Source organism: Neoaquamicrobium sediminum, assembly GCF_013240295.1.
Classification (GTDB): Bacteria; Pseudomonadota; Alphaproteobacteria; order Rhizobiales; family Rhizobiaceae; genus Aerobium; species Aerobium sediminum.
In genome coordinates this window covers 1,959,683-1,981,834 of sequence record NZ_JABETK010000002.1, presented here as the reverse complement: position 1 = coordinate 1,981,834, position 22,152 = coordinate 1,959,683, and the positions used below count along the sequence as shown (strand labels likewise).

Sequence of the window (22,152 nt, the reverse complement as noted above, 5' to 3'; positions counted from 1 at the left end):
CAGGTGCTGCCGGCCGCATTTGCCTCAGGACTTTTGCTTTAATGGCGGCCTGATGACCATGAGGCGTCGCTGCCGGCATGGAGGACCGAATTATGGCGCATCATCCACAGCCCGGTAACGCAGCGCCTGCGCTGCCGGATCTATTCGCGATCGAACGCGAGTCCGCCGGAGACTTTCCGTTTTACAACGGACGCCCCGTTTCCCTATCCGGAGTGCAATGGCTCGCTCTGCTTATCGGTACGGCTGCCGGCTTCGCCTTGTTGATCGCACCGATCGGAATTCTGAGAACCCTGGCTGGCGGCCTGCTCCCGGTTCTGCTCTTCTTCGGGATACCTTTGGTGACGCTGGCGATGGTCGCTGGCTCTGCGTGGACGTCACTCTTTCGCAAGCCGGTCATGGCCGACCTTTTGTGGATGGTCGGTATCGCGGTCGCCAACCTCATCGTTTCCGTCGCCGTCGTGCTGGCCATTCGCTCGATTTTTGAGATGAATGCCAATCCCGTCGGCGGCATCATCGGCGACTCGTCGGCTGGCGGGCTTGTCTTGTTCTATGCGAGGACAATCCCCCAGCTCTTCGGCGAAGAGGTCGTTTCCGTCCTGCCGTTCCTGGCGATTCTATGGTTCTGTCATTCAAAGCTTGCGATGACGAGGAAAAGCGCCATCGTGGTTGCGTGGCTGGGGGCGGCCCTGATCTTCGGCGCCCTGCATCTGCCGACCTATGGCTGGAATTTCGTCCAGTGTTTTCTTGTCATAGGGACGGCCCGCATCGTGCTGCTGGTCGGCTACATAGTGGCCAAAAACATCTGGGTGTCGACCGGCGCGCACATAATCAATGACTGGCTCATTTTCACTGTCATGGCATTGGCGATCAGTCCGGATGCCGGTACGGCCTGATCCGGTCAGGAGGTTTGATCATCTGCGCTGCGGCGCCGCCAGGCCCCTAGGATTAGCGATAACCAGATAATCACCACGACCGCGCCGAGCGCCGCAGCGATCGGCCGTTCGAAGAAGGCGGTAACCGCTCCGTCGGACTTGATCATGGTCGTGATGAAGTTGCGTTCGAGGATCGGCCCGATGACGATGCCCAGGATACACGGGGCGATCGGGATCTCGTTTTCCTCCATGAAGAAGCCGAGCACGCCGAAACCCAGCATCAGCACGATGCCGTAGGCGGCGTTGTTGGAGGCGAATGCGCCGACGATACAGAAGATCAGGATCATCGGCATCAACACGCGTCTCGGCGTGCGCAGCAGGTGTCTGGCGAGCTTGATGACGAGCCAGCCAAGCGGCACCATCAACAGGTTGGCCAGAATGAAGATCAGGAAGACCGCGTAGATGGTCTGCGGGTTGAAAAGGAACAGTGTGGGGCCGGGATTGATGCCCTTCACATAAAGCACACCGATGACGATGGCGGTGATGGTGTCGCCGGGGATGCCGAAGACCAGCGCTGGTATCCAGGCGCTGGCCAGTGACGAATTGTTGGCCGAGGTGCTTTCGATCACGCCCTCGACATGGCCGGTGCCGAATTTCTCCGGATTGCGCGACAGACGGCGACTGATGGCGTAGCTGACATAGGCCGCCACGTCCGCCCCTGCGCCGGGCAGCACGCCGATCGCTGTACCGAGCACGTTGCCGCGCACCTGTTGGCGCCAATACGTCCTGATCATTGCGCCCCAGTCGCGGAAAATGTTACCGACCTTGGTCTGCATCGAGTCCCAGGGGGCGCGCCGGCGGCGATGGTGCGCAACACTTCCGAAACCGCAAAGAGGCCGATCATCGCGGGAATGAAGTCGATGCCGGCGAGCATGTCGGTCGAGCCGAAGGTGAAGCGCGGCACGCCGGCCGGGTTGTTCAGTCCCACGGTCGAGATGAGGAGGCCTATCAGCAGGCTCACCATGCCGCGGATCGGTGAAGAAGCACCGATGAAGGCGGCGCAGGTCAGTCCCAGCAGCGCCATCCAGAAATATTCCGGCGAGGAGAATTTCAGCGCGATCTCGGCAAGCGCCGGCGCGGCGAAGATCAGCACGACCGTGCCGAACAACCCTCCGATGGCCGAGAAGACGACGCAGGCGCCCAGCACCTTTTCCGCCTCTCCCTTGCGCGTCATCGCGTAGGCTTCGTCCACATAGGCCGCGGAGGCCGGTGTGCCGGGTATGCGCAGCAAGGCACCAGGAATATCGCCGGCGAAGATAGCCATGGCCGCGCAGGTGACCATCGCGCCTACAGCGGGGATAGGGTCCATGAAGAAGGTAAGCGGCACCAGCAGTGCCGTGGCCATGGTGGCGGTCAATCCGGGAACCGCGCCCACAAGCAGACCGAAAAGTGCCGCCGAAATCAGCGTGAGAAGTACATCGACGGTGAAGACCAGTTCGAATGCGGCAAGGATCGCGTTCATACGGGGCTCCGTCCTACCAGGGCAGGCGGGGCATGAACCCCTGCGGCAACGGCACGAGAAGGATCGATCTGAAAACGAAATCGCACACAAAGGCGGCGGCGAACGCGAACATAAGCGTCTGCCACCACGGGACGCGCAGCATCCTGAACAGGACAATCAGGATCAGTATCGAGATCGGAATGAAGCCGAGATGGCGCGCGAAGAAAATGTAGGCGACGACGCAGAGTATCGTGACCAAGATTGCCGGCATCGCGCCCGGCTTCCGGGTCCACTCGGTGCGCGTTATCAGCGGAAACGGCGCGGCGCGAAACCCACGCACAAGCAGCACCAGCCCGCAGCCGACGAAGCCGATGGCGATGGCTGTCGGGAATGCGGCTGCCCCGTAGCGCTGGCCGGGTATTGCCGGAAAGGTCTGCGAATAGATGCCGACCGCCAGCCCGAAGACCAGCAGCATGGCACCCAACATGGTGTCACTGAAGCGCATCGAAACCTCGCGCGGCATACAGCGCGGCAGGATGGATGAAAGGCGCTGCTGCGCCCTTCATCCCATCCATGCCGTCCGGTTGCTACTGGACGAGGCCGACGGCCTTCATCGTGTCACCGAGCGCCTGGTTGCTCTGGCTCATGAAATCGGCGAATTCCTGGCCCGGCGCCCAGCGCACGCCATATCCCTGCGCCTTCATGAAGTTGCGGTAGTCGTCGCTGTTGTAGACGGTCTCGAGAGCGGCGGTCAGCTTCGTTGCGACGTCCTCCGGCAGCCCGGCCGGGCCGACGATGCCGCGCCAGGCGCCGATCTGCCAGTCCGAGCCTACCGCTTCCTTGAGCGTGGGCACGTCGGGGAAGAGTTCCGCCCGGTTGGCGGACATGATTGCGAGCGACTTGACGCGCCCCGCGTCGATCAGCGCGCGGGCTTCCACCAGCGAACACGGTACGATGTTGACGCCGCCGGCGACAAGTTCCTGTAGGCCTGGAGCTGCACCTTCGCTCGGCACCCACGGAACCTTGGCGGGGTCGATGCCGCGATCGTTCAACATGCCGGCGATTGCCAGGTGCCAGATGCCGCCTTGGCCTGTTCCGGAGGCCCGGAACGTCGCCGGTTCGCCCGCTTCGATGGCTGCAAGAAGCGCTTCCAGCGTGTCATATCCGGAATCCGCGGCGACCTGTACGCCCGCGGCGTCCTCGTTCATCAACGCAAGCGGGGTGTAGTCTTCCCAGGTCAGTTCGGTGAGACCCTGCCAGTGCATCATGCCGATCTCGACGGTTGCAATGCCCAGCGTGTAGCCGTCCGGATCGGCCTCGGCGATTGCCGAATGGCCAACGACACCAGAGCCCCCGGTCCGGTTGACGACGTTCACCGGCTGGCCCAGTTCCTTCTCCAGCACGGAACCGATGATACGGGCCGTGGCATCGGTGCCGCCACCCGCGCCCCAGGGCACGATGATCGTCAGCGGACGCTCTGGGTATTCTGCCATGGCAGGTGTCGCAAACGGCAGCAGGGTGGCGATCGCGCCGGCTACTGCTAGTCCAAGAACCGATCTTCTGAGCATTTCATTCCTCCCGAAATTCTCCTCGATAGCGCCGTCCAGAATTGACGATACGGAACGTGGGCGCAACCGCCGGGTTGAAACAGACAGACGGGAGGGTATGGGCCAGGAGCATGCGGCATTGCTGCGTCGCCCGTCAGCGACTGCCGAACGGCTGTGGATGCTGAAGCCGAAACATGCGCACAGATGCCCAGCGTCGAGCTGGGTTTGCCGTTCTCTCAGTCGTCCTGGTTGAGCACCTGTTGCGCAGACAGGAAGTTGCCGATTTGCTGCAGCCCTTCGAAATGATCGCAGAACACCTTGATGACGACCAACAAGGGAACTGCAATCAACGCGCCGACAAATCCCCACAGCCATGACCAGAAGGCAACCGCGATGAGAATGGCGACAGCGTTGAGCTCAAGACGGCGCCCGACAACCAGCGGCGTGACGATCTGACTTTCGATGATATTGCACAGAATGACGAAGGCCGGCGCCATCAACGCATAGCTCAAGCTATCGAAAGTGACGATCGAGATGACGGCGACGACAAGTATCGTGATCAACGCGCCGACATAGGGCAGGAAGTTGAGCAATGCCGCCATCGCGCCCCACAGCAGGGGGTTGGCATGCCCAAAGCCCAGAGGCCGATGCACACCACGACGCCGAGCCCGCCATTGATGATGGCGACTGTGAGCAGATAGCGCGAGACTTCTCGCTCCACGTCGTAGACGACGCGCAGCGCGCGCTTTTTCTCGGTCATCGTGGTGAAGGACTGGACGATCTTCTCGTAGAAAAGCGTGCCGGAAGCCAGCAGAAAGAGGGACAGTACAAACACGATCGCGATCGTTGTGCCCGCGCTCAGCATGTTGCCCGCCGCCTGCGACAGGATGCCGGGCTGCTGTACAGCTACTTTCAGTACGCCCTGGTCATTTGTTGTGTCCGCCGCTTCGTCGATCTGCCGCGAGATGGCAAGCAGCCTGTCAAGCGGCGATCGCAGCTCCCTCATGCGCTCGGTCAGTTCGCGTCCGATCTGCGGCGCATCATCAACGAGCTGCATTACCGGCCCGCTGAGCAGGTAGCCTCCGATGGTGAGAACCAACGCTGATGCCGCTACCAGCAAAGTCGCAGACAAAGGTGCGGGGATGCCGCGCTTCCCGGCGAAGCGGACGATTGGTGTCAGCGTAAGGGCGAAGAGGAACGCTAGGATGACTGGCATGAAGAATTCGCGACCGAAATAGAGCACGTAAATCACCAGGATAACGAAAATGCCTGTGAGTGCGAAATCGCGGCGCACTGTCCTGTCCGGGCCAGGAAGCGGCTCGGGTGTCGTCGACTGTTCACGCTCGTCGCTATCGGTCTTGCTCACGGCGATCCCCCAGCTGGAAGCATCAACAATGCGCGAATTGGTATCGGGTTCCTAGAGGCCGTTTTGGTGCGTCGCTATTGACTCGAAATTCGCAAAAGTGCCAATTGTCCGACAAAGCGAATTTTCGCATGAATGGGCCGATGTCGGAAACTGAACTTGGCAGATTTGACAGGATCAAGGTGCCCTCGGCCTACGAGATGGTGGCCGACGCCATCGAGCGCGAAATCACCTCCGGCCGCCTGAAGCCGGGAGACCAGATCGGCACCGAAGCCGACCTTGTCCGCCAGTTCGGCGTCAACCGTTCGACCGTGCGCGAGGGCATCCGCGTGCTGGAGCAAAGCGGCTTCGTACGCCGCGAGACCGGACGCAAGCTGTTCGTCTGCGTGCCGCGCTACCGCAACCTGTCCAGCCGCATGAGCAGGGCGATGATCATCAACGAGGTCACGTTCCGCGAACTGTATGAAACCGCGCAGGTTCTGGAGGGCGGCGCCGTGGAGGCCGCAGTCGAGCGTGCCACGGATGACGACATCGCCGCGATGGAGGAAAACCAGCTTCGCGCAGAAAGCGTCGTGGACGATCCCATTCGCCTTGCGGATGTCGATACGGAGTTTCACGCGCTTGTGGCGCGCAGTACCCGCAACCGGGTTCTCGAACTGGCGCGCGAGCCGGCCGCACTGCTTTTTTTTCCGACTTCGGAGATGATCTGCCGCCGCGTGCCTCAGGGCGGCAGCCGCATGGTTGCCGCGCACCGCGAGATCATCGACGCCATCAAGGCGCGTGACGTCGAGCGTGCCCGCACATGGATGTTCCGGCACGTGCGCGACTGGAAGCGTGGTTTCGAGCGTGCGGGCCGCGACATCGACGAGCCCGTCGAAAGGATATTTCCGAAGCTCTCACCGGGAGCTTCGTTCTTGTAGGTGCCCTTCATGCGCGGGGAGGCTGCGTGAGCAAGGGGAAGGGAGGAGAAATGAGCCGGTTTGCCGTAACGGGCCGGACAGGGGGCGAGTTGATTTCCGGCGGGACGCATCCATGCGCGCGCCGATGAAACCTGCGAGCCTCGAGGTTGCCGGGCTGTCGCTATCCTTCGGCGGCCTGAAGGCCATCAACGACGTGTCGTTCAGCGTCGAGCCGGGCTCGATCACGGCGTTGATCGGGCCGAACGGCGCCGGCAAGACGTCGATGTTCAACTGCATTTCCGGCTTCTACAAGCCGCAGCGGGGCGCCATCCGTTTCGACGGCGAGGACGTGTCCCGCACCCATCCACCCGAACGCGCCCGGATGGGTTTCGCCCGTACCTTCCAGAACATCGCGCTGTTTCGCGGCATGACCGTGCTCGACAACATCAAGCTCGGTCGCCACGCGCACATGAAGACGAACATCTTCCAGGCGCTTGCCTATTTCGGCACGGCGGCGCGGGAAGAAATGGAACTTCGCGCCGAGGTCGAGCGCGACATCATCGATTTCCTCGAGATCAACCACATCAGGCACATGCCCGTCGCCTCGCTGTCCTACGGGCTGCAGAAGCGTGTGGAATTGGCGAGAGCGCTCGCCATGCGCCCGCGCATCCTTTTGCTCGACGAGCCGGTGGCGGGCATGAACCGCGAAGAGACCGAGGACATGGCGCGCTTCATCCTCGACGTGAAGGAGGAGTGGGGCACGACGATCCTCATGGTCGAACACGACATGGGCATGGTCATGGACATCTCGGACCATGTGGTTGTGCTGAATTTCGGTCAGGTGATCGCAAGCGGGCTGCCGCACGAGGTGCAGGAGAACCCGCAGGTGGTGGAAGCCTATCTCGGCAGCGGTGACCCGGCTGCGCTGATGAAGCGGCTTGCGGAGGAAGCGGCGTGATGAGCGATTTTCTGTTCTTCATCGAAGTGTCGCTGGCGGGGCTCGGCTCAGGCGCGCTGTTGTCGCTGACCGCGCTGGCATTCGTGCTCATCTACAAGGCAACCCGCGTCATCAATCTCGCCGTCGGCGAGACCCTGATGATGGGCGGCTACTTCTTCTTCGCGCTGGCAGCCGGCATGAGCTTGCCGGTGTGGATCGCCATTCCGCTGGCGATCGCCGGGGTGGGCTGATCGGCGCCATCGTGGAGCGCGGCATCATCCGTCGCATGCTCGGCGAAAGCCCGATCTCGGTGTTCATGGTCACGGTCGGGCTCGGCTCGGTCCTGGTCGGGCTGGTCGAGTTCATCTGGGGCACGGACCCACGCTCGCTGCCGGACTTCATGGGATCGGCGCCGATCTTCCTCGGCGAGGTCTACGTTTCGCGCAAGATCGCGATCAGCTTCGTGGTCGCCGCGGTGGTGATCGCCATCTTCCTCGTTCTGTTCCGCTACTGGCGCGGCGGTGTCGCGCTTCGCGCCACGGCAACCGATCAGGCGGCCGCCTATTCCTGCGGCATCAATGTGCCCGGTGTTTTCTCGCTCGCATGGATCATCGGCTGTGGCACGGCGCGGGCGCCGGAATGCTGCTCGGGCAGATTGGCGGTATTGCGCCAACCATGGGCGCGTTCGGCCTCTCGGCGCTGGTCGTGGTCATTGTCGGCGGGCTGGATTCCGTGGCCGGCGCGTTGATCGCAGGGCTGTTCATCGGCCTCGTCGAGGCCTGGACCGGAACCTATCTCGGCGGCGAATACAAACTCGTCTTCACCTTCGGCATTCTCATTCTGATGTTGATGATCCGCCCTTACGGCCTCTTCGGCACCACCGAAATCGAGCGGCTCTGACATGCGCATAGCGACAGCCAACGAGACATATCTGGCCGACGAGGCGCTGCTTTCGACGCGCACCCAGTGGGCGTGGATGGGCATCCTGGCGCTGGTTCTGATTGCAGCACCGTTCGTGCTCAACAATTACTGGCTCTATCTTGCCTGCCTCGTCGCCATCAACGTCGCCAGCGCGACGGGCCTCAATATCCTCACCGGCTATACCGGCCTCGTCAGCCTGGGTCAGGGCGCGTTCATGGCGGTCGGCGCTTACACCGTCGCGTGGCTCGAGGCGAACGTAGGCACGCCGTTCTTTGTCAACCTCGTCGCCGGCGGCGCGCTGGCCGCGCTCGTCGGCGTGTTTGTCGGCATCCCCAGCCTGCGGGTCAAAGGCCTATACCTTGCGATCGCGACAATCGGTGCGTCGATCATACTCCAGTTCTTCTTCGTCAACTGGAGTTCGGTTACAGGCGGCTCGCGCGGCATCAACGTCGCTCCGGCGACCTTCTTCGGCACGCAGCTCACCACCTACTTCCAGCTCTACTGGCTGTTCGTGCCGATCGCAGCGCTGATGGTGCTGGGTGCGGCGAACCTTTTCCGCACGCGCGTCGGGCGTGCATTCATCGCAATCCGCGACCGCGACATCTCGGCCGAGGTGCTTGGCATTCCGCTCTTGCGCTACAAGCTCCTGAGCTTTGCGATCTCATCCTTCTATGCCGGTGTCGCGGGCGGTATGTGGGCCTATTTCTTCCGCTCGGTGAGCCCGGAAAGCTTCACCATAGTGGAGTCGATCTTCTATCTCGCCGCCGTCATCGTCGGCGGCATGGGCTCGATCCTCGGCGGCGTCATCGGCGCGGCGTTCATGACGCTGGTGCCGGAGATACTGCGTTTCGGTGTGGAGATTGCCTCTTCCTATGTCAGCAACGCCGCAACGCTTCTGTCGCCAATCCGCACTGTCGCGTTCGGCGGGTTGATCATCGCCTTTCTCGTGCTGGAGCCGCAGGGTCTGGCGGAGATTGTCCAGAGGATACGGAGGTTCTTCCATCTCTGGCCGTTCAAGAAATAACCAAAACCGTGGAGGAGTTTGAAATGTCCGGAATCACCAAGAGAACATTGCTTGCGCTCGCTGCATCGTCGGCGCTGGCCTTTGGCACACTTGCCTTTGCGCAGGACAAGGAAGATATCGTCATCGGCGGCTCGATCCCGCTCACCGGCGTCTTTGCCTTTGCCGGCGTCGCCATCGAGGCCGGTATCCAGGACTATCTGAAGATTCTGAACGAGCAGGGCGGCATCGACGGCCGTCAGGTGCGGCTGGCCTACGAGGATACGGGCTATCAGGTCGACCAGTCCGTGGCGGTCTTCAACAAGCTGACCAGCCAGAACGAGAACATGCATCTCTACTACGGCGACTCGACCGCCTTTTCGCGCACGATCAACCCGGAGCTCATCCGCCGCAACGCGATGATCATGGCCGGTGCGTCCTTCGCCAGCGAGATCAACGATCCTGAGAATTTCCCGTATCAGTTCATCGCGGGGCCGGACTACAGCGAGATGTTCTCGATCCTTCTGGAATACATCGCCAAGGAGAAGCCGGGCGCGCGGATCGTCACGGTGAATTCCGACAGTGAGTTCGGCCGCGACCCGATCGAGTCGACACGCGCCCGCGCCGCCGAGCTCGGCCTTGAGATCGTCGAGGAGATCATCACGCCGCCCGGTGCGGTCGATGTTTCGACCGAAGTGCTGAAGCTGCGGCGCGCGCGGCCGGACTACACGCTCTTCCATGGCTACATCCTCGCGCCGCTGCCGGAGTTCATGACGCAGGCCAAGCAGCTCGGCCTCGAGACCAAGTTCATGGGCACGTTCTGGTCGATGGACTCCAGCATCTGGGCGGATGTTGGCGAGGTTGCCGACGGCTTCATGGGCGTGATGCCCTATCGCTACTACTACGACGAGGAAGAAGCGCCGATGCTCGATCGCATCCGTGAGATGCGCCCGGAATATCAGGCGACTGGCTACATGCAGGGCTTCCTTACGGCGATGCTCATGACCGAAGCGGCCAAGCGCACACTGGAGGCCGGCAACGAGCTGACGGCGGAAAACCTGAAGGCGTCGCTGAACACGATCGAGGATTTCGATACCGGCGGCATCATCGGCGTGCCGATCTCCGTTCCCGGCAACACGGTGCCGGTCGGTCGCATCTACCAGTATGACGCCGCCGACAAGCGGATGGAGCCCGTCTCCGACTGGATCAGCCTGCAGGAGTAGGCATCGTGGCCGCGGATACCATCCTCTCGGTCGAGAACATCGAGGTCGTCTACAACAAGACGATCCAGGTGCTCCGCGGCCTTTCGCTGACCGTGGAGCGTGGCAAGGTCGTCACGCTCCTCGGCTCCAATGGCGCCGGCAAGTCGACCACGCTCAAGGCGATCTCGAGCCTTCTGTCGCTGGAGGACGGGGCGGTGACCGCCGGCTCGATCACCTTCGATGGGCAGGCTATCGCCGACGACACGCCGCATGGCCTGGTTCGGCGCGGGCTTTTCCATGTCATGGAAGGACGGCGGATCTTCGAAGACCTGACAGTGGAAGAAAACCTCACCGCTGCGACCTTCGCCTTGTCCGGTCGTGGCGTGAAACCCACCTCCTTCGACGTCGTCTATGGCTACTTCCCCCGCTTATATGAACGCCGACATGGTCGCGCTGGCTACCTGTCCGGCGGCGAGCAGCAGATGCTCGCCATCGGCAGGGCGCTGATCGCCCAGCCCAAGCTCATCCTGCTCGACGAACCGTCGCTCGGCCTGTCGCCCATCCTCGTCGAAGAAATCTTCGGCATCATCGCGCGCATCAATCGCGAGACCGGCGTGTCGATGCTGCTGGTCGAGCAGAACGCGGCGGTCGCCTTCGCGGTGGCCCACTACGGCTACATCATGGAGACCGGCAAGATCGTGCTCGACGGGCCGACGGAAAGACTGGTCAGCGATCAGGACGTGCGCGAGTTCTACCTCGGGATTAGCGGAGGCGAGGGCGCCAGGAGCTATCGTGACGTCAAACACTACAAGCGCCGCAAGCGCTGGCTTTCCTGAGGGTGCCGATGACCGTGCCAAGCTTTCCCGAACTGACCCTGCCCCAGATGCTGCGCGAGCATGCCGTGCGTTCCCCAGAACGGATCGCCGTGCGGCAGAAGGATTTCGGCATCTGGAATCCGGTGTCGTGGAAAGCCTATTTCGACCGCGCGGCGGATGCAGGACATGGCTTTCGCGCGCTGGGGCTTGGCGATGGCGGCCACGTCGCCGTGCTTTCGGAAAACCGGGTCGAGTGGGTCCTGGCCCAGTTAGGCGCGGGCCTCGTGGGGCGGTGACCATTGGCGTCTATCCGACGAGCCCAGCGAACGAGGTCGCCTATGTGCTGGAACACTCCGATGCGGAAATCATCGTCTGCGAAGACCAGGAGCAGGTCGACAAGGTCATCGAGGTGCGCGCGCAGCTCCTCTCCTGAAGCGCATCGTCGTGGTCGAGACCAAGGGCATGCGCAACTACCCCGCAGACCTTGTGGTTTCGTTCGCCGAGCTGGAAGAGAGCGGTGCCGCACATCGCAAAGCCAACCCCGAACTTGTCGACAGCGCGCTGGCGCGGCAGGGTCTCTCCGACATCGCACTGATGATCTACACCTCCGGCTCGACCGGCAAGCCGAAAGGCGCGATGCTGTCCTATGGCAACATACGCGCGCAGGCGATCGCCATCACGGAACGGCTGGCGCTCGATTCAGGCACCACCCATCTCTCATACCTGCCGCTCTGCCATGTCGCCGAACAGATGACGACGCTGATGGCGCCCGTCTATCTCGGCTCGCAGATCAATTTCGGCGAGTCGATCCGCACCGTGCAGGAAGACCTGCGTGAGGTGGCGCCGAACATGTTCCTCGGCGTGCCGCGCATATGGGAGAAGCTGCATTCGTCGATCCACATCCGCATGCTGGAGACGGGCGGGTTCAGGCGGCGCCTTTTCGAATGGGCCTATCGAGCCTGCGAGCCGCTAGCCGAAAAACCGCGGAGCAAGCGTTCCGTGGGCGAGAAGCTGCGCTACGGCGTCGCCTATCTTCTCGTCTTCCGCGCGCTGCAAAACTATATCGGCCTACGCCGCGCCCGGGTCGCAATGACGGGCGCTGCGCCGATCTCGCCCAAGATCGTCCGCTTCTTCCGCACGATCGGCGTGCCGCTGGTCGAGGTCTACGGCGCGACGGAAACGAGCGGCGTGGCGCTCGGCCAGAAGACGGAACATCTGCTGCCGGGCTGCGTCGGTACGGCAGCGGCTGGCGTCGAAGCGCGGATGGGCGATCATGGCGAGCTGCTGGTGCGCGGCCCGACTGTCTTCGTCGGTTACTACAAGAACGAGGAAGCGACCGCCGCGGCCTTGCGCGATGGCTGGCTGCATACGGGCGATGTAGTTGCGGAGGAAGGCGGACAGTTCAAAATCGTCGACCGTCTCAAGGACATCATGATTACCGCCGGCGGCAAGAACCTGAGCCCGTCAGAGATCGAGAACACGGTCAAGGGTAGCCCTTACATCAAGGAATGCATCGTCATCGGCGAAGCGCGCAAATACGTCTCCGCGCTGATCCAGATCGACTACGAGACGGTCGGCAAATGGGCTGAGGAAGAAAAGATCGCCTATACGAACTTCAGGAACCTGGCCGAGAACCCCGCCGTCCGAGACCTCATCGATCGCGAGATCGCCGAGGCCAACGCGCAGCTTGCGCAGGTGTCGCATATCCGCCGGTTCCACCTGCTGGCGAAGGAGCTGGACCACGATGATGACGAGGTGACCGCGACGATGAAGGTGCGCCGCTCTAACATCCAGAAGAAATACGCCAGCGAGATCGAAGGACTTTACACGGCAGCCTGATAGAGGCTTGGCCCAGTCGATCGCTCTGTGCTTCGCCGGCATTCCCGGCTAGGCTGCACCTCGGCGAGTCCTCGCGGGCGAGCCGTCCAGCCAAGCCGCCAGACCTGCCGTGATCGAACGCTTTCCCACTCTCGCCCCCTTCCAGCATCGGATATTCCGCTCGATCTGGCTCGCCAGCCTCGCGACCAATCTCGGCTCGCTGATCCAGACGGTGGGTGCGGCGTGGATGATGACCATCATCTCGTCATCCGCAGACATGGTAGCGCTGGTGCAGGCGTCGACCGCGCTGCCCATCATGCTGTTCGCGCTCGTGTCCGGCGCGATCGCCGACAATTTCAACCGGCGCAAGGTCATGCTCGTCGCGCAGACCTTCATGCTGCTTGTCTCGGTCGTGCTGGCACTGACCGCCTATAGCGGGCTTATGACGCCCTGGCTGCTTCTGACCTTCACCTTCCTGATCGGCTGCGGCGCGGCGCTCAACAATCCGTCTTGGCAGGCTTCCGTCGGCGACATGGTGCCGAGGACCGATCTGCCGGCCGCGGTCGCGCTCAACAGCATGGGGTTCAACCTCACGCGCAGCGTCGGCCCGGCGCTCGGCGGCGTCATCGTGGCCGCCTTCGGAGCCGTGGCCGCCTTCACCATCAATGCGGTCAGCTACCTCGCCCTGATAGTGGTGCTGCTGCGCTGGAAGCCGCCCACCGGCAACAACAGCCTGCCGCCCGAGCCTCTTGGCCTGGCGATCAGTTCCGGCCTCCGCTACATGGCGATGTCGCCCAACATCGAGAAGGTGCTGCTGCGCGGCTTCGTATTCGGCTTCGCCGTTATATCGGTCGTAGCGCTGCTGCCGCTCGTGACGCGCGATCTGCTGCAAGGCGGGGCGCTACTTTACGGCGTTCTGTTCGGCGCGTTCGGCGTCGGTGCCGTGGGTGGCGCATTCATCAGCGGACTGTTGCGGCAGCGGCTTTCGACCGAGTGGATCGCGCGGCTTGCATTTGCGAGCTTCGCGTTGTGTGCGTTGGCCATCGCCGAAAGTCCGTTCGGATGGTTGACCTGCATCGCACTGATGGTCGCCGGCGCTTGCTGGGTCATTGCGCTTTCGATGTTCAACATCACCGTGCAGCTTTCGACGCCGCGCTGGGTCGTGGGCCGCGCGCTGTCGCTGTACCAGATGGCGACCTTCGGCGGCATGGCGCTCGGGAGCTGGGTATGGGGGCATGCGGCCGAAGATTACGGCACCGATGTCGCGCTCTGGTTCGCTGCCGGCGTCATGTTTTTCGGCGCGGCCATGGGTGTCGGGCGGCTGGCGCTGCCGGCGCTCGCATCGCTCAACCTCGACCCGCTCAACCGCTGGAAGCAGCCGCATCTGGAACTCGACCTCACGCCGCGCAGTGGCCCCGTGAAGATCATGATCGAGTACGAGATCGACGAAAAGGACACGCGGGAGTTTGTGGAGATGATGGCCGAGCGCCGACGCATCCGCAAACGCGACGGCGCGCGGCGCTGGAGCCTGACGCGCGACCTCGAGCATCCGCGGCACTGGATCGAGGCCTATCACCTGCCGACATGGCTTGAATATGTGCGCTACAACCAGCGGCTTACCCACGCCGATGCCATCGTTGGCGATCAGATCAGGCGCCTGCATGCCGGCGAAAAGCCGCCACGTGTGTGGCGCATGATCGAGCGGCCGACAGGACGGCATGCGCGCGATGGTCAGCCCAAGGGCATGACGGACCTGCACCAGCGAGGCTGAAGACGACGCGTCACAGGCCGATCAGCCGGCCTTCTGTTGGGCCGGCCCTGCGCCCTTGCCTTTGCTTTCATCGATCCGAGCAGCGATCTCCCCGAGCAACAAGTCATGCTCGTAAATGCAGACCTGGCCGCGACCGTTCTGCTTCGCGCGGTAGAGCGCCTTGTCCGCCCTTCGGAGAAGGTCATCCAGGCTCGTCTCGGGATCAGCGATCAAAGTGATGCCGACGCTGACACCGATCACGACTTCCCGACCGTCCACATAATAGGGTGCGCTCACCGCTTCGACGATGTTGTAGGCCAGCTCGGCGGCGACGTCGGGCTGCTCGCCTTCCTGCTGGACGATGGCAAACTCGTCGCCGCCGACCCGTGCAACAAGATCGTCCATGCCTGCACACGCGCGCAACCTGTTGGCAACTTCGCAGAGCAGCTCGTCGCCCGCTGCGTGGCCATGCGTGTCGTTGACCTGCTTGAAGAGGTCAAGGTCGAGGCCCAGAAGAGCGCCGGATACACCGCGCCGCGCCCGCCGGATTACCGGCTTCAGCCGCTCGCGCAGCATGACGCGGTTGCCGAGGCCTGTCAGCGATCGTGACGCGCCATGTGGGCGATGCGCGCTTCTGACTGCTTGCGCAGGTCGATATCCTCAAGCACGCCGACCCACTCGAGCACAGCACCGTTCTCGTCGAGCACCGCACCGCCTCTGTCGCGAACCCATCGCCATTGCCCATCGGCGTCGCGAACGCGGAACTCGAGGTCGAGATATTGCCGGGTCTGCGCCTCGCTTGTGGAGGTTGCAACGAGCAGGCTTTGCCGGTCTTCGGGGTGTATGCTTTCAAGCCAGTTTGTCCCCAGCGCGTTTTCCTGGGGCTGACCGGTCAGTTCCTCCCAGCCAGCAATCCACACGAGGGCGCCATCCTGCCAGCGCCACATCACCAACGCGCCGGCGCGGCTCATCGTTCGGTAGCGGCGGTCGCTTTCGCGCCGGGTTTTTCCGCTGCCTCGACGCTGCGGCGCAACGTCTCGAATTCGCGGATCGACGACCGGGGTATCGAAGGCAAATTGTCAGGAGCGGCGCCCGCCGCAATTGCCGCGCTGTTTCTTGCAAGCGCGTTGACGGGATCGAGGATAAGGCGGCCGATCCAGATTGCAGCAGCAACCGTGGCAGCTATGGCGATCAAGCCACCGATCAGCAGGCCGACTAGCGGATTGCGCCATCGCGCGTTGAACACGGCCAGCGGTTCGGCGACGACGACAACCCACCCCGGTGTCCCGTCCAGCCTTTGAAAGGTCATCATGACCGTGCCGCCTTCCTTGGTGACGGCCTCGAAAGCTCCGTCGTCATCGCCTATGGCAACGAGCTTGTCCCAGTCCGGTGCCAGGCTCCCTATAAAACGCTCAGGGTCGCGCGAACGGGCGAGTATGCGCCCATTGCCGTCGGTTACAGCCACGAGGATGCCGTTGAGCGCGTGCCCCCGCTGTTGCAGCGCTTTTACCAGGTCCTGCGGTCTTACGCTCAAGACAATTGCGCTTCGCTCGTTCGGCCCGCTGTCGAAGGGCATGGCGAGCGACACGCGTCCATCGGCCGGGCCTTCTTCCATTGCAAGGTTGGAAACGGTCCGATGGCCGCTTGCTATCGCCCGGCTTGCCAGGCTGCGGGCCAATCCGGCAGCCCCCACCATATCCTTGTCCTCTGACTGGCCGAAAAGCCGGACGTCGCCCTCGACAACGACATCATCGATCAAGGAACCGGAAACAAGCCCGGACGTCTCGGCTCCGTCGACTTTCATTGCAACGGAGGCAAGCAGTCGAAGCAATGCAAAGCGTCTATCCAGGTCGGCCTCGACCGCTCGTGCAAGCGTTTTCGAGGTGTCGTCAAGCCGCGCGGTCGCTGTCTGCCTGTAGGCCTCGCCGGTTTTCCAGACACCTATGCCGGTGACGGTGATAATCGGGAGCAAACAGGCCAGAGCAAAGGCAAGAAGAAATACGTAGAGCTTCTTCTGGCGATCGCTGGAAAATTAGACAGCAAATGCAACCCCTCCAGACGTTTCCTGTCCGTGTCCCTGCGTCGCTTCTATCAGCGATGTAGAAACCAAGGGTTTGCGAGGATGGTCAACGTTTCATGAATGGTTGATGTGTGTGGCCGGTGCCGGCTGGGCCGGGGTCGTCGTGGCGGCGACGAGTTCCTGCAACTGATCTTTCGCCCCGGGGCTGGCCACGAGAACTGGCCCGCCGTGGAGCAGACTGTCGCCATCCGGAAATTCTCCAGCCCAGCCGCCTGCCTCCCGCACCATGAGCATGCCTGCGAGACAGTCCCATGAATTCATGTGCGGTTCGTAGTAGGCGACCAGCCTGCCGGCGGCTACGTGCGCCAGCATGAGCGCGCCGGAGCCGTTGCGGATGAAGACACCGCCGATCGCCATCAGCCCATCGACGAAATTCAAAATCGTTTCCCGCGGGACCCGGAAATTGGCGCCAAGCCCCGTCAGCCCGGTACTTAGCGTGGTTTCGGCATCCAGCTTCATCTGTCGGCCGTTTAGGGTCGCCCCCGCACCCTTCATGCAGGCAAACATCTCGTCGGTCGGCGGTGCGTAGATGACGCCCGCCACCGTGCGACCTTCGTGCAGCAACGAGATCGATACGCACCAGGTTGGAAGGCCGAAGATGAAGGGGCTGGTTCCGTCTATCGGGTCGACAACCCAGGTGAAGCCGCTGGAGCCATCGGACATACCAAACTCCTCGCCCAGAAACCCGTCAGCGGAAAAGGCGTCGACAACCATTTCGCGGATTCGGGTTTCGACGTTGCGGTCGGCAACTGAAAAGACATCCTGGGGATTGGCCTTGGTCTCGATGGCAAGCTCGTCGCGTCTGGCGAAATAGGACATGGCCATGCCGCCTGCCTCGCGCGCGACCGCTTGAGCCCGTTCCAGACGTGCCGCTACTTCGTTGTCCTGCATGTTCCCGCATTCCCTGCCGATGATGACTGTGGTTCCGGCTGGTCCCGGTTTCCGCCCCGATATTCATGGCAGATGACGCCGCCATGACGAAGCCTGATAGCACCCATCAAGGCTTGGAGCATAATTATTGTGCACGTGCACATTATTAGGCAGTTACTTCGTCTTCAAGGCTTCCGGCATCGGCGCGGCCACGATGCGTTTTATTGCTAAATTACTGATTTCTTAAGACTTGGCTCGTGCCCACATCATCTGGCACGCATTCTGCTTTTCGTATTGCGGTGCAAAAATTACGAAAGGGGAAGGCGCCATGATCGAGAAAATGGGATCTACCCGCCGGTTGCTTGGGGCGCGGCTCTCGCCGCGATGCTCGCCCAGGCCGGACCGGCTGCCGCGCAGGACGAAACAATCAAGGTCGGCATACTGCATTCGCTGTCGGGCACGATGGCGATCTCCGAGACGACGCTCAAAGACGTCATGCTGATGCTGGTCGAAGAGCAGAACAAGAAGGGCGGCCTGCTCGGCAAGCAGCTCGAGCCGGTGGTCGTCGACATCGCTTCCGACTGGCCGCTCGCCGCCGAGAAGGCGCGAGAGCTCATCGAGGTCAACAAGGTCGATGCCGTCTTCGGATGCTGGACCTCGGTCTGCCGCAAGTCCGTCCTGCCTGTCTTCGAGGAACTGAACTCGCTGCTGTTCTATCCGGTGCAGTACGAGGGCGAGGAAAGCCAGCGCAATGTGTTCTACACAGGCGCGTCACCCAACCAGCAGGCCATTCCCGCCGTCGACTACCTGATGAACGAGGAAGGCGTCGAGCGCTGGGTGCTGGCTGGCACCGACTACGTCTATCCGCAGACCACCAACAAGATCCTCGAGGCCTACCTCAAGGACAAGGGTGTGGCCGCCGAAGACATCATGATCAACTACACGCCGTTCGGTCATTCCGATTGGCAGACCATCGTTTCCGACATCAAGAACTTCGGCTCTTCCGGCAAGAAGACCGCCGTCGTGTCGACCATCAACGGTGATGCCAACGTTCCGTTCTACCGTGAGCTCGGCAATCAGGGCATCGCGGCGGAAGACATTCCGGTGGTCGCGTTCTCCGTCGGCGAGGAAGAGCTTGCCGGCCTCGATACGGCCCCTCTCGTTGGCCACTTGGCTGCGTGGAACTACTTTATGTCGGTCGACACGCCCGAGAACGCCTCGTTCATCGAGACCTGGCACGCCTTCATCGGCAATGAGGATCGTGTGACAAACGACCCGATGGAAGCACATTACATCGGATTCAACATGTGGGCGGCGGCCGTCGAAAAGGCTCAGTCGACCGAGGCCGATGCAGTGATCGATGCGATCGTCGGCGTGGAGGTTCCGAACCTCACCGGGGGCACCGCCGTCATGCTTGCCAACCACCACGTCACCAAGCCCGTGCTGATCGGAGAGATCCAGGATGACGGCCAGTTCGACGTCGTCTGGGAGACGGAAGGCCTCGTGCCAGGCGATGCCTGGTCTGACTATCTGCCGGAATCCGCGGTGCTGGAGGCCGATTGGACCGACCCGGTCAACTGCGGCAACTACAACACCGAGACCAAGAGCTGCGGCGGCTCGATGTAGCCACATGAAGCTCGCGGGTGAAGGCGCCACGCAGCGCCTTCACCCGGCCTTCCGTGAGACAAACGATGAAGCGCATGGTCACAGCACATAACAGGGACATTCCACGAGTCATGCGGTGGAGTGCAGTTTTGCTGGCAGCAGCCTTCCTTTCGATGCTGTTTTCGGTGCCTGCCGCTCGCGCTCAATCCGTCGAGGAACTGGTGCGCCAGCTTCCAGACGGAAGTTATTCGGAACGCGGGAAAGTGGTCGCGCAACTTGCGGCTAGCGGAGACGTGCGACTCGTGCCTTTGCTGGAGGCGCTCGCAGCCGGCGAACTCAACGTTGTCGAAGAAACCGGGCAGGTGGTGACCATCGCTCCTGCGGGCGACATCGTCCGACTGACCGATGCGCTGACGGCAGAGACCGCCGGCGAAGCGTCCAAAGGCGCGGTCGAGCGCATTCGCGTCAATAACAGCCTGCGTCGGGCTGTGCGTGCCGCCATCGGCCAGCTCACGCTGATGAGCGACAGTGCTGCAACACGCCGAAGTGCCGCCGAGGCGATGTTCAATACCGCCGAGCCAGACAACCTGGCGTTGCTCGACGAGGCATTGGCGCAGGAGGAACATGCCGGCGTTCGCCGGACGATGGAGCAGGCAAGAGCCGCTTCGATCCTGAAAACCGATGCCTCGGCTGAACAGATCGCCGAGGCCGTGGATACGATCAGCGCACGCGGTGACCGTGCCGCGCTCGGCATTCTGACGGCAATGCTCGGGCAGGCCGGGGACGATGTCAGGCCCGCGATCGAGGACGGCATCGAGGCCATAGAACGGCATCTGGCCCTGCTCGATGTCGGCCAGAACGTCTGGTACGGCATCTCGCTCGGCTCGGTCCTGCTGCTGGCGGCGATCGGTCTTGCCATCACATTCGGCGTGATGGGCGTCATCAACATGGCTCATGGCGAGATGGTGATGATCGGCGCCTATACCACCTTCGTCGTCCAGAACATCGTTCGCACGTCGTTTCCCGGATTGTTCGAGTGGACGCTGGCATTCGCGCTGCCAGTTGCGTTTCTAGTCACCGCGCTCATCGGCATCGCGATCGAACGGGGCATCATCCGGTGGCTTTATGGCCGTCCGTTGGAGACGTTGCTGGCAACCTGGGGCCTTTCGCTGATCATCCAGCAGGCCGTGCGGAGCATCTTCGGCGCATCTAACCGTGAAGTCGGCAATCCGTCGTGGATGTCGGGATCGTTCGATTTCTACGGCATTGCCATGACGTGGAACCGTTTCTGGATAGTGCTCTTCGCCCTTGCGGTGTTCGCCATCCTGCTGGTGGTGATGAAGCGCACGGCGCTTGGTCTCCAGATGCGCGCGGTCACGCAGAACCGGCGCATGGCGTCTTCCATGGGCATCCGCACCCCTTGGGTCGACGCGCTGACCTTCGGTCTCGGCTCCGGCATCGCCGGGCTCGCGGGTGTAGCGCTTTCGCAGATCGACAACGTCTCGCCCAATCTCGGGCAGGGCTACATCATCGACTCGTTCATGGTGGTCGTGTTCGGGGGCGTCGGCAATCTGTGGGGCACGCTGGTGGGTGCGCTGACGCTGGGCGTCGTCAATAAATTCCTCGAGCCCTATGCAGGCGCGGTTCTGGCGAAGATCCTCGTGCTCGTCTTCATCATCCTGTTCATCCAGAAGCGTCCGCGCGGCCTGTTCGCGCTCAAGGGCCGGGCGGTGGAAGCATGATCACGCAACGCCTCCTCAACGCGCTTGGCGGGAAGATCCTGTGGGTGGCCGCAATCCTGCTGGCCATCGCCATCCTCGTGCCGGCATCGAACCTGCTGCTGCCGGTCGGCCACCCGCTGCGCGTGCCCAACTACATGGTGGCGCTGCTGGGCAAGTATCTCACCTACGCGATGCTCGCGCTCGCGCTCGATCTGGTGTGGGGCTATGTCGGCATCCTGTCGCTCGGCCACGGGGCGTTCTTCGCGCTGGGCGGCTACGCGATGGGCATGTACCTGATGCGCCAGATCGGCGACCGGGGCGTCTACGCCAATCCCGACCTGCCCGACTTCATGGTCTTCCTCAACTGGCAGGAGCTGCCCTGGTACTGGTGGGGCTTCGACCAGGCCTGGTTTGCGATGCTGATGGTGATGCTGGTGCCGGGGCTGCTTGCCTTCGTGTTCGGCTGGTTCGCGTTCCGCTCGCGTGTCACCGGCGTCTATCTTTCCATCATAACGCAGGCGATGACCTATGCGCTCATGCTGTCCTTTTTCCGCAATGACATGGGTTTCGGGGGCAATAACGGGCTTACGGATTTCAAGGACATCCTCGGTTATCCGATTCAGGCCACAGGCACACGGGCAACACTTTTTGCGATCACTGCGCTGGCGCTTGCCGTCTCGCTCCTGATCTGTTCCGCGATCACCCGCTCCAAGCTCGGCAAGGTTATGGTGGCGGTCCGCGATGCCGAAAGCCGTACCCGTTTCATCGGCTATCGGCCAGAATACGTGAAACTGTTCGCCTTCGTTGTCTCGGCCGTCATCGCCGGTATTGCCGGCGCGCTCTACGTGCCGCAGGTCGGCATCATCAATCCCGGCGAATTCGCGCCGGCCAATTCGATCGAGGTCGTGGTCTGGACGGCGATCGGCGGGCGCGGCACGCTTTTCGGCCCGATCATCGGCGCCGTGCTCGTCAACTATGCAAAGTCGTGGTTCACGGCTGCCTATCCGGAACTTTGGCTGTTCGCGCTTGGCGGTCTGTTCGTCGCGGTCACACTCTTCCTGCCGCGCGGCATCGTCGGTGCCATCGGGCAATTGCGTCAGTATTGGCGCAGCCGCAGCGCACGCGATGAAGGCGGCGCACCTCCCGAGACCCCCGAAACGGAACAGGTGGCGGCGGAAAAGACCGTTCGCGCCCGTTCGACCGCCGTGTCCCCCGTCCTGGGGGCAGCCAAACCACAGCCGGCGGAGTAGA

At 62.5% G+C, this 22,152-nt stretch carries 22 protein-coding genes and 2 pseudogenes; 15 read left to right on the top strand and 9 right to left on the bottom strand.

The genetic code is table 11. The features are described from left to right. Positions 1-92: 92 nt before the first annotated feature. The gene (locus HK436_RS21525) at positions 93-893 is read left to right on the top strand and encodes a CPBP family glutamic-type intramembrane protease (RefSeq protein WP_173193044.1); all 801 of its coding nucleotides are present in this window, start codon (positions 93-95) and stop codon (positions 891-893) included. Between the two features lie 5 nt (positions 894-898). Here HK436_RS21525 and HK436_RS33670 read toward each other — a convergent pair whose 3' ends face one another. The 5 genes and pseudogenes from HK436_RS33670 to HK436_RS21505 form a co-directional block, all read right to left on the bottom strand. Continuing rightward, on the bottom strand, positions 899-1,708 hold the full coding sequence (locus tag HK436_RS33670) for a tripartite tricarboxylate transporter permease (RefSeq protein WP_376769185.1): 810 nt from the start codon (positions 1,706-1,708) through the stop codon (positions 899-901). Further along, the gene (locus HK436_RS33665) at positions 1,663-2,394 is read right to left on the bottom strand and encodes a tripartite tricarboxylate transporter permease (protein ID WP_376769184.1); all 732 of its coding nucleotides are present in this window, start codon (positions 2,392-2,394) and stop codon (positions 1,663-1,665) included. Before HK436_RS33665 ends, HK436_RS33670 begins: the two co-directional genes overlap by 46 nt. Positions 2,395-2,407: 13 nt before the next feature. Further along, complete coding sequence (locus HK436_RS21515) at positions 2,408-2,878, bottom strand: tripartite tricarboxylate transporter TctB family protein (RefSeq protein ID WP_173193042.1); 471 nt, start codon at positions 2,876-2,878, stop codon at positions 2,408-2,410. 82 nt (positions 2,879-2,960) lie between these two features. Then, entirely contained in the window at positions 2,961-3,941 is a 981-nt protein-coding gene (locus tag HK436_RS21510) for a tripartite tricarboxylate transporter substrate binding protein (protein ID WP_173193041.1), read from the bottom strand. A 215-nt stretch (positions 3,942-4,156) separates the two neighbouring features. Next, positions 4,157-5,214: pseudogene (locus HK436_RS21505) on the bottom strand (AI-2E family transporter). Positions 5,215-5,426: 212 nt separating this feature from the next. Here HK436_RS21505 and HK436_RS21500 point away from each other — a divergent pair. The 11 genes and pseudogenes from HK436_RS21500 to HK436_RS21465 all read left to right on the top strand — a co-directional run bounded on the left by HK436_RS21500 (position 5,427) and on the right by HK436_RS21465 (position 14,646). Continuing rightward, positions 5,427-6,203, top strand: coding sequence for a FadR/GntR family transcriptional regulator (locus HK436_RS21500; protein WP_173193040.1), 777 nt, complete (start codon positions 5,427-5,429; stop codon positions 6,201-6,203). 112 nt (positions 6,204-6,315) lie between these two features. Continuing rightward, the gene (locus tag HK436_RS21495) at positions 6,316-7,140 is read left to right on the top strand and encodes an ABC transporter ATP-binding protein (protein WP_173193039.1); all 825 of its coding nucleotides are present in this window, start codon (positions 6,316-6,318) and stop codon (positions 7,138-7,140) included. After that, positions 7,140-7,867 (top strand): annotated as a pseudogene (locus HK436_RS21490) (branched-chain amino acid ABC transporter permease). Before HK436_RS21495 ends, HK436_RS21490 begins: the two are co-directional and overlap by 1 nt. Further along, positions 7,825-8,019 (top strand): ABC transporter permease, encoded by a 195-nt coding sequence (locus HK436_RS31620; protein ID WP_244649100.1) that lies wholly within the window; start codon positions 7,825-7,827, stop codon positions 8,017-8,019. The pseudogene HK436_RS21490 and the gene HK436_RS31620 overlap by 43 nt, the downstream one beginning before the upstream one ends. Position 8,020: 1 nt before the next feature. Next, positions 8,021-9,064: a branched-chain amino acid ABC transporter permease gene (locus HK436_RS21485; RefSeq protein ID WP_173193038.1), complete on the top strand. Its 1,044-nt coding sequence runs from the start codon at positions 8,021-8,023 to the stop codon at positions 9,062-9,064. 23 nt (positions 9,065-9,087) lie between these two features. After that, entirely contained in the window at positions 9,088-10,263 is a 1,176-nt protein-coding gene (locus HK436_RS21480; RefSeq protein WP_173193037.1) for an ABC transporter substrate-binding protein, read from the top strand. Positions 10,264-10,268: 5 nt separating this feature from the next. After that, a complete protein-coding gene (locus HK436_RS21475; RefSeq protein ID WP_312860654.1) occupies positions 10,269-11,078 on the top strand; it encodes an ABC transporter ATP-binding protein in 810 nt (269 codons plus the stop codon). Positions 11,079-11,086: 8 nt separating this feature from the next. Then, positions 11,087-11,353 carry an AMP-binding protein gene (locus HK436_RS31615; protein ID WP_244649099.1) on the top strand — a complete coding sequence of 89 codons (267 nt, stop codon included), beginning with the start codon at positions 11,087-11,089 and terminating at the stop codon, positions 11,351-11,353. Beyond that, positions 11,350-11,490 carry a hypothetical protein gene (locus HK436_RS31610; protein WP_244649097.1) on the top strand — a complete coding sequence of 47 codons (141 nt, stop codon included), beginning with the start codon at positions 11,350-11,352 and terminating at the stop codon, positions 11,488-11,490. Before HK436_RS31615 ends, HK436_RS31610 begins: the two co-directional genes overlap by 4 nt. Positions 11,491-11,501: 11 nt before the next feature. Beyond that, positions 11,502-12,896: an AMP-dependent synthetase/ligase gene (locus HK436_RS21470; RefSeq protein WP_312860653.1), complete on the top strand. Its 1,395-nt coding sequence runs from the start codon at positions 11,502-11,504 to the stop codon at positions 12,894-12,896. 109 nt (positions 12,897-13,005) lie between these two features. After that, positions 13,006-14,646, top strand: a complete 1,641-nt coding sequence (locus HK436_RS21465; protein WP_173193036.1) for an MFS transporter — start codon at positions 13,006-13,008, stop codon at positions 14,644-14,646. 21 nt (positions 14,647-14,667) lie between these two features. Here HK436_RS21465 and HK436_RS21460 read toward each other — a convergent pair whose 3' ends face one another. The 4 genes from HK436_RS21460 to HK436_RS21445 all read right to left on the bottom strand — a co-directional run bounded on the left by HK436_RS21460 (position 14,668) and on the right by HK436_RS21445 (position 17,596). After that, positions 14,668-15,201: a diguanylate cyclase domain-containing protein gene (locus HK436_RS21460; RefSeq protein ID WP_173193034.1), complete on the bottom strand. Its 534-nt coding sequence runs from the start codon at positions 15,199-15,201 to the stop codon at positions 14,668-14,670. Between the two features lie 20 nt (positions 15,202-15,221). Then, positions 15,222-15,596, bottom strand: a complete 375-nt coding sequence (locus HK436_RS21455; RefSeq protein WP_173193032.1) for a PAS domain-containing protein — start codon at positions 15,594-15,596, stop codon at positions 15,222-15,224. Beyond that, the gene (locus HK436_RS21450) at positions 15,593-16,597 is read right to left on the bottom strand and encodes a cache domain-containing protein (RefSeq protein ID WP_173193031.1); all 1,005 of its coding nucleotides are present in this window, start codon (positions 16,595-16,597) and stop codon (positions 15,593-15,595) included. The genes HK436_RS21455 and HK436_RS21450 overlap by 4 nt, the downstream gene beginning before the upstream one ends. A gap of 162 nt (positions 16,598-16,759) precedes the next feature. Beyond that, positions 16,760-17,596, bottom strand: coding sequence for an inositol monophosphatase family protein (locus tag HK436_RS21445; RefSeq protein WP_173193029.1), 837 nt, complete (start codon positions 17,594-17,596; stop codon positions 16,760-16,762). A gap of 363 nt (positions 17,597-17,959) precedes the next feature. Between HK436_RS21445 and urtA the strand changes: the two genes are divergently transcribed. From urtA to urtC, 3 genes are all read left to right on the top strand, one after another. Continuing rightward, positions 17,960-19,201 (top strand): urea ABC transporter substrate-binding protein, encoded by a 1,242-nt coding sequence (gene urtA, locus HK436_RS21440; RefSeq protein WP_173193027.1) that lies wholly within the window; start codon positions 17,960-17,962, stop codon positions 19,199-19,201. A 74-nt stretch (positions 19,202-19,275) separates the two neighbouring features. Beyond that, positions 19,276-20,922, top strand: coding sequence for an urea ABC transporter permease subunit UrtB (gene urtB / locus HK436_RS21435; RefSeq protein ID WP_446685689.1), 1,647 nt, complete (start codon positions 19,276-19,278; stop codon positions 20,920-20,922). Beyond that, entirely contained in the window at positions 20,919-22,151 is a 1,233-nt protein-coding gene (urtC, locus tag HK436_RS21430; RefSeq protein WP_173193023.1) for an urea ABC transporter permease subunit UrtC, read from the top strand. The genes urtB and urtC overlap by 4 nt, the downstream gene beginning before the upstream one ends. The last annotated feature ends 1 nt before the right edge of the window (position 22,152 follow it).

Bases quoted from the DNA above. Each gene is read 5' to 3' on its own strand.
- HK436_RS21510 (WP_173193041.1), bottom strand. From the start codon at position 3,941: ATGCTCAGAAGATCGGTTCTTGGACTAGCAGTAGCCGGCGCGATCGCC.
- HK436_RS33665 (WP_376769184.1), bottom strand. From the start codon at position 2,394: ATGAACGCGATCCTTGCCGCATTCGAACTGGTCTTCACCGTCGATGTA.
- HK436_RS21495 (WP_173193039.1), top strand. From the start codon at position 6,316: ATGCGCGCGCCGATGAAACCTGCGAGCCTCGAGGTTGCCGGGCTGTCG.
- HK436_RS21455 (WP_173193032.1), bottom strand. From the start codon at position 15,596: ATGAGCCGCGCCGGCGCGTTGGTGATGTGGCGCTGGCAGGATGGCGCC.
- HK436_RS31615 (WP_244649099.1), top strand. From the start codon at position 11,087: ATGACCGTGCCAAGCTTTCCCGAACTGACCCTGCCCCAGATGCTGCGC.
- urtA (WP_173193027.1), top strand. From the start codon at position 17,960: ATGCTCGCCCAGGCCGGACCGGCTGCCGCGCAGGACGAAACAATCAAG.
- urtC (WP_173193023.1), top strand. From the start codon at position 20,919: ATGATCACGCAACGCCTCCTCAACGCGCTTGGCGGGAAGATCCTGTGG.
- HK436_RS33670 (WP_376769185.1), bottom strand. From the start codon at position 1,708: ATGCAGACCAAGGTCGGTAACATTTTCCGCGACTGGGGCGCAATGATC.
- HK436_RS21480 (WP_173193037.1), top strand. From the start codon at position 9,088: ATGTCCGGAATCACCAAGAGAACATTGCTTGCGCTCGCTGCATCGTCG.
- HK436_RS21460 (WP_173193034.1), bottom strand. From the start codon at position 15,201: ATGCTGCGCGAGCGGCTGAAGCCGGTAATCCGGCGGGCGCGGCGCGGT.
- HK436_RS21500 (WP_173193040.1), top strand. From the start codon at position 5,427: ATGTCGGAAACTGAACTTGGCAGATTTGACAGGATCAAGGTGCCCTCG.
- urtB (WP_446685689.1), top strand. From the start codon at position 19,276: ATGGTCACAGCACATAACAGGGACATTCCACGAGTCATGCGGTGGAGT.
- HK436_RS21445 (WP_173193029.1), bottom strand. From the start codon at position 17,596: ATGCAGGACAACGAAGTAGCGGCACGTCTGGAACGGGCTCAAGCGGTC.
- HK436_RS21515 (WP_173193042.1), bottom strand. From the start codon at position 2,878: ATGCGCTTCAGTGACACCATGTTGGGTGCCATGCTGCTGGTCTTCGGG.
- HK436_RS21485 (WP_173193038.1), top strand. From the start codon at position 8,021: ATGCGCATAGCGACAGCCAACGAGACATATCTGGCCGACGAGGCGCTG.
- HK436_RS21525 (WP_173193044.1), top strand. From the start codon at position 93: ATGGCGCATCATCCACAGCCCGGTAACGCAGCGCCTGCGCTGCCGGAT.